Below are 16,704 nucleotides of genomic sequence, written 5' to 3' on the forward strand. Positions count from 1 at the left end.
CAGCTACTTCAGCTTCACCGCAGAGCCATTTTCCAAGGAGGTCGAAGACGGCGAGCTCTGGCTCCCCCCGTCCAAGCAGATGCTCCTCGAGATGCTCATCGAGGCGGTGCACGCCAGAAAGAGCGTGCTGCTCGCCGGTGACCCCGGCGTCGGCAAGACGTGTCTGCTCCGCGCGCTCCGTCATGCCCTTTCGCCGCAGACGTTTCGCTTGACCTACTGCGCCAACGTGACGCTTGGACGCCGGGACTTCTATCGCCAGCTCTGTCTGGCCCTCGGTCTCGCGCGCTGCAGCACCGCTGGAGACGTCTTCTACGCGGTCAGCACGCACGTCGAAGAGCTCGCGAAGGAGCGCGTATTTCCGGTCTTCGTCCTCGATGAGGCCCATCTACTTCATCAGGACACACTCGATCATCTTCACATACTCCTTAATTACGCCTGGGATAGCCGCGCATTGCTTTCGCTCGTGTTGCTTGGCTTGCCCGAGCTCGGCGAGCGGCTCCGCGTGCGCCGCAATCGCTCCCTGTATTCGCGCCTCCATTACCGATTGACCATCGACCCGCTCACGCCGGACGATACGGCCGACTATCTGCGTGTACGTCTCGGCCGAGTCGGCTGCACGAAAGAGCTCTTCACCTCGGACGCCATCGCCATGCTGCACGAGGCGGCCGCTAGCAGCCTGCGCGACACCGATCGACTCGCCACCGCCGCGCTCCGCGCCGCTGCGCGCAAGAAGCGCAAGCTCGTCGAGCGCGACGTCCTGAGCCGCATCCTGCAGCTGGACGCAGAGGAGGCCGGCTGAACCCCGTCCCCCTGGCCGAGGGGGACGCGCTGCGCGGCGACGCCGCGGCCAGCGCGGCCGCCGCCCTCGTCGCGGCCCTCGCGCTCGCCCGCGACGCGCTCACCGCGCGCTACCCGGGCGACCCGGATCCGCTTTGCTCTCGCCTCTACGCCGTCGACGTCGTGCTCCACTACCTCGATCGGCTCGACGACGCTCTCGCTCTCTACCACGCCGTCCTCGACGGCGATGACCGCCTCCCCCTCCGCATCGACTGAGAGCGCTGGCGCTCTGCGACCGCCGCAGTCACCCGGCGCATCGTCTCGCCGCAATCGCGGCGAGCGGAGATCCAGCTCGATGATGGCCATCACAGAGCCGGATCTTCCGGCCATCAAACAGCCTGCTCGGTAACAGTTGTCCGGGATGATCACGCGCGCCATCGCGTCGAAGAACCGCCACGCTGCATCCAGGCCCACGCACACCGCCACGGTGGTCTGCTCGAACGACGGCCACACGAACTGGTAGCGGCTGTACACGAGCGTCACCACGAGCACCCACAGATTGCGAGCTCGCTGCGTCGCAGGATCGAACAGCCTGCCCATGAGGCCGAAATCGACCTGCGCGACCTCGCCGGGCTCGGTATCAGCGACACGAACCGTCGGCGTCTTCTTGCGCCACGCGAGCTCCTCCCTGGCGAAGCGCCAGAGCGTGTCGTAGCTCGCCGTGACGCCGTGGTCGCGCTGGAGCAGCGTGTGGATTTTCCGCAGCTTCAGCGGGCGAGATTGAGCGAGCCAGGCCTCGATACGCACGCGATGCGCGTCGATCTGCTTCCTCTCGTCGCTCGCGTCGGGCACCGGGCGCGCCTGCACGCGCTGGGCGATCGCGTGAATCTCCTCGTCCGTCGGCTCGCGGTCGCGCGGCAGTGGCAGCGTCGCTGCGGCCTCGAAGTACCTGCCGACCGTCTTGCGATCGAACCCCGTCTCGCGCGCCACCTGACGCGCGCTTTGCCCCGCCGCACGACGGCGGAGCATTTCCTTGATGTCAACCATGATCAGCTCTCGGTAGGGCATCGGGCTCCTTCCGACGGCGACCCGCGCCGTCGTCGGAAGGAGCCCGTCTCAGATCCCGACCGCGGCGTCCCGAGCTGGCCCCATGACCCTGCGAAAAACCTCGGAAGCTGGCCCCATGACCCTGCGAAAAACTGGGTCACGCCCCCGCGCGGGTGGCCCCATCCTCCTGCGATTGGGGTGGCCCCATGACCCTGCGAAAAACGCCGTCAGGTGGCCCCATGACCCTGCGAACTGGCACGGGCGGTGGGTCTCTCCGCCGCTGAAAGGCGGCCCCATTGAAGCGTGTAGACCTCCAGAGCGTCATTCGTGACCACGGTCCCGCTCTCCGCCGCTGAAAGGCGGCGGCCTCATTGAAGCATCTCCTTCCGATAGGTCTCATCCTCGATCTGCATGCCTCTCCGCCGCTGAAAGGCGGCGGCCCCATTGAAGCCAACGTCCGCCGAAGGCGGGAAGGAAGGTTTTGCGACCTCTCCGCCGCTGAAAGGCGGCGGCCCCATTGAAGCGCGACAATGGCGGCAGTAGCCGCCGCGCCGCACGAGCTCTCCGCCGCTGAAAGGCGGCGGCCCCATTGAAGCGAGCCCGTGAGCGCGTCGGCCAGGAGCCGCGCGGAGCTCTCCGCCGCTGAAAGGCGGCGGCCCCATTGAAGCACGAGCTCGTCGCGCCGTTCTCCGGACGGGCCGAGCTCTCCGCCGCTGAAAGGCGGCGGCCCCATTGAAGCTGGCCGCCGGAGATGCTGATCGGGGCCCCGATCGACGCTCTCCGCCGCTGAAAGGCGGCGGCCCCATTGAAGCGATAAGTTCCCTGCGTTGCTGCTCGGTCAAGACACGCTCTCCGCCGCTGAAAGGCGGCGGCCCCATTGAAGCTTAATTTGTCAAGTTCTTTATAAGAGGTATTAGGTACACTCTCCGCCGCTGAAAGGCGGCGGCCCCATTGAAGCCAGAAACGTGGCCGATGTCGCGCGGAACGCCTCGCTCTCTCCGCCGCTGAAAGGCGGCGGCCCCATTGAAGCCGGACTTGATCGCTCGTCTTGCCGAGCTTGCGCCCGACTCTCCGCCGCTGAAAGGCGGCGGCCCCATTGAAGCCTCTCCGACTTGAGCACGAGGCCGGTCCACGGCCGGACTCTCCGCCGCTGAAAGGCGGCGGCCCCATTGAAGCGAACTTCGTTCGCGTGTTCGCAGAAGACCGGACTGCTCTCCGCCGCTGAAAGGCGGCGGCCCCATTGAAGCGACGGGGTGCTTACCCTGGTTAGAGGCCGCCACGGCTCTCCGCCGCTGAAAGGCGGCGGCCCCATTGAAGCGACGGGGTGCTTACCCTGGTTAGAGGCCGCCACGGCTCTCCGCCGCTGAAAGGCGGCGGCCCCATTGAAGCCGCGGATGGCGATCAGGAGCATATCGCGGGGTCAAATCTCTCCGCCGCTGAAAGGCGGCGGTCCCATTAAAGCGTGCCAGGGCTGCGGCCACACCTGGCGTCACGCCATCGGCCTCTCCGCGGCGGCCCCATTGAAGCGGCGGGATCGAGCCTCGCCGCGGCATGCTCACCCGATCTTTCCGCCGCTGAAAGGCGGCGGCCCCATTGAAGCTTCATGGGGGGCTCTCTCCTGGTCAGTGCACCGCGCTCTCTCTCCGCCGCTGAAAGGCGGCGGCCCCATTGAAGCGTCATGTCCAGCGCGTCGTTCATAGATAGAGTATGGCCTCTCTCCGCCGCTGAAAGGCGGCGGCCCCATTGAAGCCCCTTCCAGATCGCCCGAACGAGCAACAGCGCGACCACTCTCCGCCGCTGAAAGGCGGCGGCCCCATTGGAGCCATCGGATTGGGCTTTCCGGTGTCCCGCTCCCCGGACTCTCCGCCGCTGAAAGGCGGCGGCCCCATTGAAGCGGCGGGTCGCGATCGCTGAAGGTGCGCGCGAGGTCAAGCAGCTCTCCGCCGCTGAAAGGCGGCGGCCCCATTGAAGCATCTTCTCGTCCGGGCGATGCGGCACCCAATGCGGCTCTCCGCCGCTGAAAGGCGGCGGCCCCATTGAAGCGTGTAGATGGTCGACGGCGGGAGGCGCCGCTCGATCCTCTCCGCCGCTGAAAGGCGGCGGCCCCATTGAAGCCCGGAGGCCAAGCGCCTCACGCTCCGCTTCCAATCCCTCTCCGCCGCTGAAAGGCGGCGGCCCCATTGAAGCAGGTGTCAGACGGGCGGCATACTTGGCGCTTCTGCTCTCCGCCGCTGAAAGGCGGCGGCCCCATTGAAGCCCACTGGCCGCTCGCGAGCAGTTCTGGCACCGCCGCTCTCCGCCGCTGAAAGGCGGCGGCCCCATTGAAGCCACCAGGCGAAGAGCGTTGGCCGCGCGGGTCTCCGTGCGCTCTCCGCCGCTGAAATGCGGCGGCCCCATTGAAGCTCGTCGAAGCGCCGCTTGATGTCAGCAAAATCGAGCCCTCTCCGCCGCTGGAAGGCGGCGGCCCCATTGAAGCTCCACTGGTCCTGCTCGCGTGAACAGGTGATGCGGCCGACTCTCCGCCGCTGAAATGCGGCGGCCCCATTGAAGCGGTCGCATCGAACAGAGCGTAGATGGCGAGCCACACCGACTCTCCACCGCTGAAAGGCGGTGGCCCCATTGAAGCAGCTCGAGATACACCGAGGTGTTCCTGAAGATGTCCGACCAGCTCTCCGCCGCTGAAAGGCGGCGGCCCCATTGAAGCATCCACCACCGGAGCCACGGCGCATCGATGCCCGCCTCTCTCCGCCGCTGAAAGGCGGCGGCCCCATTGAAGCATCAAGGGCGCTGCCCTCGGCAAGGGGCCAGTCGGCCTCTCCGCCGCTGAAAGGCGGCGGCCCCATTGAAGCCTCGGCGGTCTCGTTGTCGGCCTGGCCTACGAGCGATCTCTCCGCCGCTGAAAGGCGGCGGCCCCATTGAAGCAGCTGCTCCTCTGTCTCCTCGTTCTGCCCGAAGAGCCTCTCCGCCGCTGAAAGGTGGCGGCCCCATTGAAGCAACTGGGCCGTATCGACGCCGCACCCCACCACCGCCCTCTCCGCCGCTGAAAGGCGGCGGCCCCCATTGAAGCTACCCGGCCGACAGGATGTTGCGGTTGTTCACGATGACCGCAGCTCTCCGCCGCTGAAAGGCGGCGGCCCCATTGAAGCTCGGCCTTGCAGCCGTACTTGTCCACGAGGTCGATGGCTCTCCGCCGCTGAAAGGCGGCGGCCCCATTGAAGCATGGCTTCGGTCGGATCCTTCTTTCCGGCCGGCTGGAACTCTCCGCCGCTGAAAGGCGGCGGCCCCATTGAAGCGCCGCCACCGCCTCACCACCCGTCTCCCGAGCCACACTCTCCGCCGCCGAAAGGCGGCGGCCCCATTGAAGCACGGCACTCACCCTTCCGCCGGCACCTGCTCCTCCGCTCTCCGCCGCTGAAAGGCGGCGGCCCCATTGAAGCACGCCCTTCTCGTGCACGTCGGCCACGTCGGCGGCGTACTCTCCGCCGCTGAAAGGCGGCGGCCCCATTGAAGCAGGATTCTCCCCATTGATGACTCGATTCTCCTCGTCGACTCTTCGCCGCTGAAAGACGGCGGCCCCATTGAAGCGTCGGCGGGATCCAGAGCTCGATTTCGCGCTCCTCACTCTCCGCCGCTGAAAGGCGGCGGCCCCATTGAAGCCCACCCTTCGCCCCGCCCGCCGCCTTCTTGCTCGCCATGCTCTCCGCCGCTGAAAGGCGGCGGCCCCATTGAAGCCTCACGCGCGGGTAGGTCTGCACCTCGGCGTAGCAGTGCCTCTCCGCCGCTGAAAGGCGGCGGCCCCATTGAAGCCTCCCTTTCCGCCCGCCGCGGCCCGTGACGCGACGATCACCGACACCATGCGAGCAGCGCCCTCGTTCTTGGGCCTTCTCGTGCCCCGCGCGTCCCCGAGCGCCAGCCCGCGTTGGTGGCCCGCGCGGTTCTGCTTTTCGTGATCCGGCCGGCTCGTCCTAGCCTCCTCGCCTCGTTGGCGTTCCCACGCCCAAGGGCTACTGCTTCGTAATCGTTCACGGACCGACTCAATCAATGCAACAATTCGCGTGCCTGCAAGACTGAGCGAGCATATGAAGACAACCGTTGCTGGTACTCGCAAGCGCCCGAGGTTGGTTAGGAATGCGATCCAGCCCGTGAACGGTTACACTGCTTCTTCCTGACCAACGCGCCCCGCAAGACGCACGGCCCGCATCAGGTAGGTGATCTCCAATGCGTCCGCTGGGAGAGCGAAGCTGCAGTTCTCGATGCCGGGCACCGGATGGGCGACCGTCGTCGCGCCGTGAGATTGCTATAGGCTGCCCGATCGTCGATTCCGACTGCCGTCGTTTCAGTTGACAACACCGTAGCTTTCGGCGTTACCATCCTCCGGCATGAAGCGGATCACATCTTGGCCGGTCCTGGCCGGGCTCGTCGTCATCGCTCTCGGCTGCAGCGGCGGCGGCGCGGGCGCCGGCGGCGCGGGCGCCGGCGGCGCGGGCGAAGCGGGCGCCGGCGCCGGCGCCGGCGCAGGCGGAACGAGCGACGGCGGCGGCACGGACGGCGCTGCCGCGGGCACCGGCGGAACGACCTCTGCGGCCGGCACCGGTGGATCGCTCGCGGGAACGGGCGGTGGCGGGGATGGCGGCGGCGCGGCGGCCGGCGGTAGCGGCGGCGACTCGGGCGCGCAGGGTGGCGCCGGCGGCAGCGCGGGCTCGACCTATCGGCCCTGCCCGACCGACGGTACGGCGTGCAAGATCATGCCGTTCGGCGACTCAATCACCGACGGATACAACGGGGACACGCCGGGCGGCTATCGCGTCGAGTTGTTCCGGCTCGCGCACGCGGCGGGCAAGAACATCACGTTCGTCGGTTCGGGATCGAACGGACCGAACACCGTTGGTGGCGTGGCGTTCCCGCACAACCACGAGGGCCACAGCGGCTGGACGATCGCCCCCGCCGGCGGAAGGAGCGGCATCTCGACGCTGGTGTCGACCGTCATGCCGCAATACAAGCCCGACATCGTGCTCTTGATGATTGGAACCAACGACGCAATCGACAATTACGACATGCCCAACGCCCCCAAACGTCTGGGCGCGTTGATTGACAGCATCTACGCGCAGCTCCCCAATGTTCTCATCGTGGTGGCCGCGCCCGTCCCGTCGCGCGGCGACGCGAGCAAGGGCGACGACACAGCGCTCAGCGCGCGCATCAAGACCTACGACGACGCCATTCCGGCGGTGGTGAAGGCCCGGGCGGACGCAGGCCGACACATCATCTCCGTCGACATGTACACGCCCTTCAATCCGAACAAGACCACGTTACTCGAAGATCAGTGGCACCCCAACCTCCAGGGCTACGTGCTGCTGGGCGGGCAGTGGTACGCAGCGTTGCAGCCTCTGCTCTGACGGCGCGGTCGCTCAAGGGAGGCGCGCGGAGCCTGACGCCCGGCGCGGCATGTGCAGGCTCGACCAGGGGGTAGGTAATCTTAGAGCGCCTAACAAAAGCCCGTCGGGATATGGTGGAGGCAGAGCAGGCATACGGCGAGCAGGAGGAACGCTCGGTGAATGTCGGCACGGCGGCGGGGGCTCGCCCAGGTCGTCGCGCTGCACGGCGATGAAGAGGACCACCGTCGAGAACAGCGTCTTGCAGTCGTAGCGGGTCCTGCAGCCGGCGGCCCAGATCACCACGCCGCGGCGATCGAGGGCGCGCGCGGACGCTCCACCGGCGTTGACGCCGTTCGGCCGGCCGGAACATCCGGTCCCGTGCAGGCGCCCTCGCCCTCGGCCCTCTGCCAGCTCCTCCTCGACGCGCCCGGGACACCCGATCTGGAGGTCGTGCGCTTTCGAGGGATCGAGAGGCTCTCACGCTGCTTCTCCTTCGATGTCACCGCGCGGCTCGACGCCGGGGCGATTGATGAGGCGACCCTCGCCGCGACGCTGATGGAGCGGCCCGCGTCCCTGCGCGTGCCCACCTCGGCGACCGAGGCGCGCGCGGTGACCGGCATCGTCACCCGGGTGAGCGTCGAGGGCATCGACGGCGACGGGCGCGCCGTCGTCCGCGTGCGCATCGAGCCGCGGCTCGCCCGCCTCGGCGAGGGGCGGCAGAGCCGGATCTTCCAGGAACAACCCCTCTCGGGCGTCCTCGGCGCGGTGCTCACCGAGGCAGGGCTGCCCCACCGCTTCTCCCTCGCCGCGCCCCGGCCCCCGCGCGTCTACTGCGTCCAGCGCCAGGAGAGCGATCTCGCCTTCATCATCACCAGGCTCTGCGCGGAGGACGGCGTCTTCTTCTGGTTCGAGCCGCCCGAGGGCGGCGATCCGGCGGCGCCCGAGGTGATCGTCTTCGCCGATTCCCCCGGGGCTTATGCGCAGATCGCCGGCGATCCCACGCTCGCCTACCGCCAGGCGACCGGCGCCGCCGCGCTCGCTCCCGAGGAGCGGCACGTGACGCGGTTCGTGCGGAGGCAGGCGAAGGCGCCGCGCGGCGCGCGGGTGAAGGGCTTCGACTTCGCGCGGCCGGCGCTCGATCTCGGCGGGACCCGAGGGGAGGCGATCCGGGCGCGCATGACGTACGATCACCGCGATCACGACGAGCGGATCGACGCCGGCGCCGAGCGGGCGACGCCGCAGGGGCGCCGGCGCCGCTCCACGACAAGGGCTGGGGCGTGCCCAGGGACCCGAAGAAGGCGCGCGAGACCGCGCAGCTCGGGTGCGATCGAGGCGATCGCGAGGCGTGCGGGTGGCTGAAGAACCCCGCGCTCCACACCCCGAAATGGGTGAAGGAGCGCGAGCAGCGGCTGGCGAAGCGCAAGGCGCGCGGCGCCGCGACCAAGGAGCCGAGATGAGCGCGGCAGAGCGAGGGCGGCAGGCAGGGCGCGCGCACCAGCGCGAACCGCAGATCGAGGGGCTCACGATCGAGCGCTACGCGGAGGTGATGGCCTATCGCCGCCACTTCCCCGCGGCGCGCGCGACCGAGGTGCTGCTCCGGCTCGGCATCCAGCCGGCGCGCTGGGATGCGGCGACGCGAGGCTGGGGCACGGCGATGAGCAGCGCGCTCGCCCGCGACGAGCCGGAGATCCTGACGCGCTTTGCGAAGGCCCTCGCGACCCAGGAGCGGCGACTTCGCGAGTTCCCGCCGCGCATCGAGTCACTCGGCGAGCCCGTGGCCCAGCAGGGGGACATCGACGGCGCGCGCGCGTTCGAGGGCGAGCGCGCGGCGGAGCGGCCGTCGTACCTGCGCGACGAGGCCGCGAGCGCGCCCCGGGAGGCCGCGAGCGCGCCGTGGCCCGCTCCGCCCGCGGAGCCGGCGCCCGGCGCGCTGCGGAACCTCCACGGGACCGCCGAGATGAGCCGGTTCGTCCCCCGGCCCGCGCTGCCCTTCCAGGAGCTCGATCCGGCGCGCGAGCCCAGCAAGAAGCGCTGATCCCGAGATGGGTTCTCTTCTTGGCGCCCTCGGTGCGCTTGGCGGCTGATCTGCCCTCGACGCGGAGCCAGGCACCGCCACCGGGCCAATGAAGGAGATCGGACAGGGGATTCGCAACACCCTGTGTCGCCTCGGCCAGGAGTACAACCATCCGCGGTCGACGCCCTCCGTCGAAGGGGAAAGCACCTCGCAGATCCAGTCCGGGGCGAGCGCGAAGTACGCCGCGTCGGGCATCTCGGGCATGCGTTCGCGGCGCCAGCCGGCGAGATCGGGCACGAGCGCGTCGAGCTCGCCCGGCGCGCCCGGGTCGGGGAAGCGCAGCTCGGGCTCGTCGATGATGTGCCAGCCGCCGGGCCCTCCGTCGCCCACGTCGAACGGTCCGCCCAGCTTGATGCCTAGCGTGGACGACGCCCGTGCAAGTCGCGGTGCCGTCCGGGGGAACACGTGCAGGGTGCCGCTGACGAGCTCTGCCACCTGGTGCGACGGAACGGCTTCGAGGTCGGCGTACGTGGCGCGGCGCTGTTTCTCGGCGGCTCGGCCCATAAGGGCCATGTCTGCCCGGGGGCGCACAGCGGGGCAAGGCGGCAAGGCGCGGGGTCGGGTCGGCGCGCCGGCCGGCTCGCTCATTGCGCGACGAGGTCTCCTGCCGAGCGCGGCGCGACCTCGTAGGTCGTCTCGTATTGCGCGGCGAGGCCGGTCACCGTGATGTCCTGATCGACCTTGAGCGACGCGGTGTCGATGACAGGTCGGCCGTCCACGATATGCACGAAGACCTGGATCTCGCCCGAGCCGTCGTCGATGTATACCTTGAAGCCGTAGGGCTGGTCGTCCTCCACGGCCTTGGTCACGCGGCCGCCCACGCTCACCAGCAGGCCCTCGACGGGCTCTCCGACCTCTCCGGTCGTCACGTCCTTCGGTCCAATGGCTCCGGCCTCGCCGAGCGACGTGACCGAGGCTGCCTTGGCGTTGAGCACCGTCTGCTGGGCCGTCTGCCCGAGCGTCCCCGTGACACGCACCCGGGTGTCGAGGCCGAGATCGAGCGCGTCGGGCAGGCTCACGTAGATGCCTCCGGTGTCGTCCTGCAGGGCGAAGCCCAGCTCGCCGGTCGCCGAATTGAATGTGCCGGGCGCGACGGTCACGACACCGTCGACCGTCGCCGTGGAGCCTTCGGCCAGGCCGCGGGCTTCGGCGATGGCGACCACGACCTCCTCGTCCGGAGCAGGCGACTCTTCGTCAGAGCTGCAGGCCGTCGTCGCGAGGACGCAGGTGGTGATGGCGATCGAGACGATGCTGCGAGTCGAGACGGTCTTGCGCATTCCCCGTCCCTAGCCGTGCTGTCCCCCAGGGACAAGACACGGCCCCGGAGCGCTGGATGCCGCCCCTTGGCACCAGCCCCCGTCGATTTCGTGACGATCCCAAGAATCCCCCGCAATTCTAAGCATGAGCCCTCTCTCTCCCCTCCCGCCCCCTCCCGCCGACCTCGTCCAGCACAGCACCTGGACGTCCATGCACGCGACCGCCGTTCACGTCCTCCCGGGGATGCTCCGGTACCTCGGCGTCGACGAGGACGACATCGACGACCTGTCCCAGGAGGTCCTCCTCGGCGCCTACACCAGCCTCCCCCGGTACAACCCCGCCTATCCTGCCTCGGCGCCCGGCTCTGCCTCACTGCCGCCGGTCGCCTCGCCGCTTCTCCACGACTTCGTGTCCGCCGTGCAAGGCGCCGCCGCGGACACCGCCCAGGAGCAGCAGGAGCAGGACGACCCGGCGTCGCTCCCTCTGCCGGCGCCGCGCAATCCCCCTCGGCCATCGCGCCCGCACGGCCTCGGCCCTCGCTGGCGAGCCGAGTCCAGCTGGCTCTTCGGGATCGCCTGGCGCAAGGTCCGGCGCCATCTGGAGCGCACCTACCGGCGCCTCGAGGTGCCGGTGGGCCTGGCGGACGAGGCGTTCTTCGAGGGCGCCGACGTCGCGCCGAGCAGCGAGCAGCGCATCGCCACGAACCAGCGGATCGCGATCGCGACCCGCCTGCTGGCGACGATCGCGCCCGAACGGCGCGCCATCCTGATCATGGCCGACATGGTCGAGATCCCGGTGCGCGAGATCGCGCGCTCCCTCGAGCTCAACGAGAACACCGCTTCAAGTCGGCTGCGCCTGGCGCGTGAAGACTTCCGCGCCGCCGTGAAGCGCCTGCGCTCCGAGGAGCAGCGCGCGCTCCGGTCGGGCCTGCTCATGGTCCCGCTCTTCTCCCTCGCCTCCTCGCGCTCTGCCGTCGCGTCGCCGGCCGTCCACTCCGGCGCATCCGCCGCCGTCGAGACGAACGCGCCCGCGACCCGTCCCGAGCTCCCGAGCGATCTCGGACCCCAGTACCTCGCTGATCGACCCGGGCGCGCAGCTCGCTTCGCGCGCCCGCTCGCCAGATTCATCCGCCCGGCGCTGGTGTGGGCGACGGCAGGCGTCGGCGTCGCCGTGCTGTTCGCCGCGCTCGCGCCAGCGCCGGCCCTCTGGGCCCACCGCCTGGGCCCGATCGCAACACCGCTCCTCCTCTCGCGTGCCGTCCACCCCGATGCGCGACCGGAGACCGGTCCCGGGGGGCAGTCGCGCTCCGATGCGCCGCGAGCCGATGCGATCTCGGACAAGGAAGCTCCACCCCCTCGTGCGCCCACGGCCGCGCCGGCAAGTGCCTTCCGCCAGCGCAAGCGCACCGCGCCGGAGCAGCACGCTCCCTCCGCCCAGGATCGAGAGCCGCTCGCCGACGAGCTGCAGCTGCTCGACGCCGCCAGGCAGGCGCTGTTGCAAGGCGCCAGGGCGATCGCGCTGGAGCGCATCGCCGCCCACGAGCGACGGTTTCCCGAGGGGCAGCTCAAGCTGATGCGCGAGCGCCTGCGAACGAAGGCGGCGGCGGCGCAGGCGACGCCGGCCGGCGGCGCGGCGGGGCAGAAGCTTCCGTGACCGCACGGACGAGGCACGTGCGCCGGAAATCGCACGACGAGAGCACGAGCATGAAGCGGGCGGCCCACGCAGCGCTCGCCTCGATGGCCGCGGCCGCGATCTCGGCCGTCGGGGTCGCACCGGTCCGGGCCGAGCCCACGGCCACGCCGCTCCGGGTGCGGATCGAGTTCATCCGCGGGCCAGGCGCCGAGGATTGCCCGGACGAGCCGTTCCTGCGCGCAGAGACGGCCCGGGCGATGGGAGGGGTCGACCCCTATGATGCGGAGGCTCCGTTCACGATGACGGCGTCCATCGAGCGCCGGCACGGCAAGCTCGCGGCATCGCTGTTCCTCCGCGATGGCGACGGTCACGGACGCTGGGCCGACGGGTTCAGCGCGCGCGACGACTGCAAGGTGCTCGTCACCGCCATGGCCGTGTCGATCGCCTTGCTGCTCGACGACGCCTACGAGCTCCCCGCACCACCGGTTGCCCCGGCGAAACCCGCTTCGCCGCCCGCGCCGCCCGAGGAGCCCTGCTCGCCGGAACGACCCTGCCCGCCGAAGCCGGCCCCTGCGCCGCCGTCACCCCCGCGCACGGCGTCACCCGTGCGCGCGCCGCCCCGGAGCAGCGCGTCGCCGGTTGCGGGGGAGCGCTTCCGCTGGGTGGCAGGCCTGGGCGCCGTAACGGGCCTCGGGATGACGCCCGGCGTTGCCGTCGGCCCGGCACTGTCAATCGGAGGACGCTGGCCAGCGTGGTCGGTCGCGCTGGAGGTCCGTGTGCTCGCTTCGCTGCCGAAGACAATCGATAAGGTTCCCATGGCGGTGTCTCTTCTGACGACGAACGCTGCGCTATGCCATCATCGGCAGATTCTTTTCGCCTGCGGCCTCTCGGAGTTCGGGAGGCTTCGTGCTTCCCCCGACGTCCCCTTGGGTGGAGCGTCGCGGCTGAATCTTCGCGCTGGACTTGGTGCACGAATCGGCATCGACTGGCCCTTCTCCGAGAGCTTCTCGGCGAGCGGATACACCGACGTCGTACAGAGCCTGATCGACACGGCGATCGATCGTCATCCAGGTGCTCCTGGATCTGAGCGCGCCCTGTGGAGCGCACCGAACGCCTCTGTGGCGTTCGGGCTAGGTGTACACGCGAGCTTTTGAGCGCTCCGGTAACAAAACGAACGGAAACGGAAACGGCGCCGTAAATACGTGAATAGCCAAGTGGTGATGAGAAAAATGCTCGGATCCGTGAATGCGCTGGGGCTGATGGTGCAGCATCGTGAATGGGCCTCTTGCGCCGTAGGCCCGCGGTCAGGTAGGTTCACAGCGATGCGCAAGTTTTACTTGGCTCTCTCAGGTCTTCTGTTGTGCATTGGTTGTGAACAAGAGCCGATTGTGATCACAGGTCCCTGTCTGCCCGAAGAGATCGAGCACAATCTGTCCGGTTGCGGCGTATTGCGCGACGCCGGAGCGGACGGCGGCCAGGGCGGCGCCGGTGGTCAAGGCGCGGCCGGCGGTGAGGCCAGCGCCGGAGGCCAGGGCGGCGCCGGCGGCGACACGCACAGCTCGCTGTGCTCCGGCCAGTGCACGCCGCCTGCGCCGCTCGGCTGGTTTGGCCCGGCGCTGCTCTGGTTCGGCCCGGCCGAGGCCGTCCCCGACTGCCCCGCCGACGCGCCCACGCTCGGCTACGAAGGCTTCGCCGATCTCCAGCAGCCGCCGATGGACTGCGCGATCTGCGCGTGCGATCCGCCCGAGGCCTCGTGCGCGCTCCCCACTGGCTGGGCGGCATCCTCGTCCGCCTCGTGCCCCGGCGATGAGCCGGGCACCGTGATGACCTCGTTCGCCGCGCCCGACGGCTGGGACGGCGCGTGCACCGCGGCGAACCCGATCCCCGAAGATCAGCTCTGCGACGGCGAGCCCTGCGTGCAGTCGCTCACGATCGCGGCGCCCTCGATCACGACCGGCGCGTGCACGCCGCGCCTCGACGCCCCGCCGCCTGTCCCCAGGCTGGATCCGTGGGCGACGCGGGCCAGGGCGTGCCTCGCCGGCGCATACACCGCGTGCGAGGACGCGACGACATGCGTGCCAGCCGCGCCGTCGGGCTTCCTGACGTGCGTCTACCACGAGGGCGGCGACGCCGGCTGTCCGGAGGGGTACGCCGTCAAGCATGTCTTCTTCGAGGACGTGATCGACGGCCGCGAGTGCACCCCGTGCGGCTGCGGCGATCCGACCGGCGCCTCGTGCACCCTCATGGCGTCCGTGTTCCGCGACGCCGCCTGCACGGACCTGCTCGCGTCGAGCCTCGTCAGCTCCAGCGTCCCGTTCTGCGTCGTGACGCCTCCCGGCGTCGGCCTGGGAAGCAAGTCGGCCGTGATCGCGGATGTCGAGCCGGGCGCGTGCGCGCCGCACGGTGGCGAGCCCGTGGGCGAACTGCAGGCGAGCGCGCCATCCACCTTCTGCTGCACGGCCTGACTGGCTCCTTCCCGGAAGTCCTCTCGCAAGGGCACATCGCGTCCGCGCCGCCCCTCAGCCCCTCGCCCCCGCCCCCCTCCGCGGCAGCCGCGCCGTGAACGTCGTCCCCCGCTCCGCCTGGCTCGCCACCTCGATCACCCCGCCGTGCGCCCGCGCGATCTGGTGCGCGATGAACAGCCCGAGCCCCAGCCCCCGCCCCGCGCTCGCTCGCCCCTCCGCGGGCGACGCCTGCTGCCACGGCTCGAACAGCGTCGCCAGCCGCTCCGGCGCGATCTCCGGCCCCTCGTTGTGCACCTCGATCAGCACGTCGCCCCCGCGCGGCCGGATCGCCACCCGCACGGCGCTCCCGGGCTCGGCGTGGTCGACCGCGTTTTGCACGAGGTTCGTCACCATCTGGGCGATCCGCTCGGGATCCCACAGCCCCGCGCCGCTCCCCCGCAGATCGAGCCGGATCGGCACCCCCGCGCGCGTCGCCCGGAGCTCGTCGATCGCCCCCTTGCAGAGGACATGGAGGTTCCCCGGCCTCCGCGCGATCGGGATGCTGTCGCCGAAGCAGCTCCGGGTCAGGTCGAGCAGGTCGTCGATCGTCCGCGCCATGCGGCGCGCGCTCGCCGCGATCCCCTCGACGCTCGTCGCCTGGCGCGGCGTCAGGTTGCCGTGGCGCACCAGCGTGCTCGACGCCAGCGTGACCGCCGTGAGCGGCGTGCGCAGGTAATGGCTGAGCGCGGCCAGGAATCGATCGCGAAACGCGAGATCGTCCAGCCGCGCAGCCTCCGCCCGCTTGCGATCGGAGATGTCGATCGCCGTGCCGATCATCCGGACGCTGCGCCCGGTCGCGTCGAAGAAGGTGCGCCCCTGCACGCAGACCCAGCGCTCGATCCCGTCGCGGATCCCCACGAGGCGGTACTCGATGCTGTACTCGCCGCCGCTCTCCGGGGCCTGTGAGCGCAGCACGGCCTCCTGCACGCGCGCGCGATCGTCCGGGTGGATCGCCGAAAGGAAGAGCTCGTAATCGACGTCCGACGCCGGCTCCAGCCCGCACACCTCCCGGCAGCGGTCGTCCCAGCGCAGCTTGCCGATCACCGTGTCGTAATCCCAGACGCCGACGCCGCCGGCCTGCGTCGCGAGCCGCAGGCGCGCGCCGCTGTCCTCGAGCGCGGCGCGCGTCGCCCGCTCGATCTCGAGGGCGCTCGTCCACATGCTCGCGTCCACCACCGCGTGGAGGACCTGCGCTTCCCCCGCCCCGAGCGCGATGCCCTGGGCGACGCACTCCTCGAGCAGCGCAGCCCGGAGGTGCGATAGCTCCCGCAGCGCCGCCTCGATGCAGCGGCCCCGCGTGACGCAGCGGCGCGCGTGGTCCTCGACCCGCTCGTACGCGCCGCGGAGCGCCGCGTCCTCGCCGGCGAGCCGGCTCGCCGCGAGCGCCTCGATGAGGTGCTCGAGCAGCGCCGGCGCCGCGTCGACGAGCACCGGGCGCTCGCCCCGCCGCGGCGCCGGCGCCCTGGGATCGTCGAGCACCCGGCGCGTCCAGCGATCGAGCACGTCGCGCTTGCAGCTGCGGAGCCGGGAGGCAGCGGAGGTCTTTGCTAGGGGGCCGGCGTCATCCATCGCCACAAAGCGAGCGCTCGCCGGCGCGGATGTCACGTGAGGACACCCCCTGATTGGCGCGTAAGTGACCGTCACCGGGCGCGACGTCTCCGCCCTCGGCCCGCCGGCGCATAAGGCCCCGGCCGATCGGCGTCTGCCGCGCCCCGGCGCCAGTTCCGCGCGTCAGAAATCCCGAAAACCGGTCGATGACGAGCGGTCGCCGGAAACAGTAGCGATTCTCATGGCTTCCGCCTGTTTCGCCGCCGAGGGCGGCTCCGGTGTGGCCCAACGGGGCGCTCTGCGCCGCCGCGTCGCCCGCGGTGAAGGGCTCGCGGCATCACCGGTCCCACCGTACAGCAACCCATAGATGGGCCTTTTGCGGCACCTTGTGAGCCGACTTCTTGCTGCCATCCGGAGCCTGGAACCCCCTCCGGTGGCATCCGTGTGCCCATCACCCGGGGCGCCACCCAGCGGGCGCACGCAGGGCGCGTAG

Annotated in this window: 9 protein-coding genes, 1 pseudogene and 2 CRISPR repeat arrays; of the genes and pseudogenes, 7 read left to right on the forward strand and 3 right to left on the reverse strand. The window is 70.2% G+C overall.

Going from position 1 to position 16,704, the window contains the following annotated elements; genetic code table 11:
- The first annotated feature begins 91 nt into the window (after positions 1–91).
- From WMF39_RS01590 to WMF39_RS01605, 4 genes are all read left to right on the forward strand, one after another.
- A complete protein-coding gene (locus WMF39_RS01590) occupies positions 92–799 on the forward strand; it encodes an ExeA family protein (RefSeq protein ID WP_437743793.1) in 708 nt (235 codons plus the stop codon).
- A 1,367-nt stretch (positions 800–2,166) separates the two neighbouring features.
- A CRISPR array of direct repeats spans positions 2,167–3,287; the repeat unit is 36 nt; unit sequence CTCTCCGCCGCTGAAAGGCGGCGGCCCCATTGAAGC.
- A gap of 101 nt (positions 3,288–3,388) precedes the next feature.
- Positions 3,389–5,631: a CRISPR direct-repeat array (repeat unit 36 nt; unit sequence CTCTCCGCCGCTGAAAGGCGGCGGCCCCATTGAAGC).
- A gap of 572 nt (positions 5,632–6,203) precedes the next feature.
- Positions 6,204–7,217 carry an SGNH/GDSL hydrolase family protein gene (locus WMF39_RS01595; protein WP_437743794.1) on the forward strand — a complete coding sequence of 338 codons (1,014 nt, stop codon included), beginning with the start codon at positions 6,204–6,206 and terminating at the stop codon, positions 7,215–7,217.
- A gap of 357 nt (positions 7,218–7,574) precedes the next feature.
- On the forward strand, positions 7,575–8,555 hold the full coding sequence (locus tag WMF39_RS01600) for a type VI secretion system Vgr family protein (RefSeq protein ID WP_437743795.1): 981 nt from the start codon (positions 7,575–7,577) through the stop codon (positions 8,553–8,555).
- Positions 8,556–8,649: 94 nt separating this feature from the next.
- Complete coding sequence (locus WMF39_RS01605; protein ID WP_437748160.1) at positions 8,650–9,231, forward strand: hypothetical protein; 582 nt, start codon at positions 8,650–8,652, stop codon at positions 9,229–9,231.
- A 153-nt stretch (positions 9,232–9,384) separates the two neighbouring features.
- Here WMF39_RS01605 and WMF39_RS01610 read toward each other — a convergent pair.
- Positions 9,385–9,774, reverse strand: a pseudogene (locus tag WMF39_RS01610) (Uma2 family endonuclease); the annotation flags it as partial.
- An 80-nt stretch (positions 9,775–9,854) separates the two neighbouring features.
- The gene (locus tag WMF39_RS01615; RefSeq protein WP_437743796.1) at positions 9,855–10,547 is read right to left on the reverse strand and encodes a DNA-binding protein; all 693 of its coding nucleotides are present in this window, start codon (positions 10,545–10,547) and stop codon (positions 9,855–9,857) included.
- Positions 10,548–10,671: 124 nt separating this feature from the next.
- Between WMF39_RS01615 and WMF39_RS01620 the strand changes: the two genes are divergently transcribed.
- The 3 genes from WMF39_RS01620 (at position 10,672) to WMF39_RS01630 (ending at position 14,624) form a co-directional block, all read left to right on the forward strand.
- Complete coding sequence (locus tag WMF39_RS01620; RefSeq protein WP_437743797.1) at positions 10,672–12,180, forward strand: RNA polymerase sigma factor; 1,509 nt, start codon at positions 10,672–10,674, stop codon at positions 12,178–12,180.
- An 83-nt stretch (positions 12,181–12,263) separates the two neighbouring features.
- Positions 12,264–13,313, forward strand: a complete 1,050-nt coding sequence (locus WMF39_RS01625) for a hypothetical protein (RefSeq protein ID WP_437743798.1) — start codon at positions 12,264–12,266, stop codon at positions 13,311–13,313.
- Between the two features lie 234 nt (positions 13,314–13,547).
- Positions 13,548–14,624, forward strand: a complete 1,077-nt coding sequence (locus WMF39_RS01630) for a hypothetical protein (RefSeq protein WP_437743799.1) — start codon at positions 13,548–13,550, stop codon at positions 14,622–14,624.
- A gap of 54 nt (positions 14,625–14,678) precedes the next feature.
- Here WMF39_RS01630 and WMF39_RS01635 read toward each other — a convergent pair whose 3' ends face one another.
- On the reverse strand, positions 14,679–16,232 hold the full coding sequence (locus WMF39_RS01635; protein WP_437743800.1) for an ATP-binding protein: 1,554 nt from the start codon (positions 16,230–16,232) through the stop codon (positions 14,679–14,681).
- Positions 16,233–16,704 lie beyond the last annotated feature (472 nt).

This window comes from Sorangium sp. So ce1504 (assembly GCF_051521635.1).
Lineage (GTDB): Bacteria > Myxococcota_A > Polyangia > Polyangiales > Polyangiaceae > Sorangium > Sorangium cellulosum_B.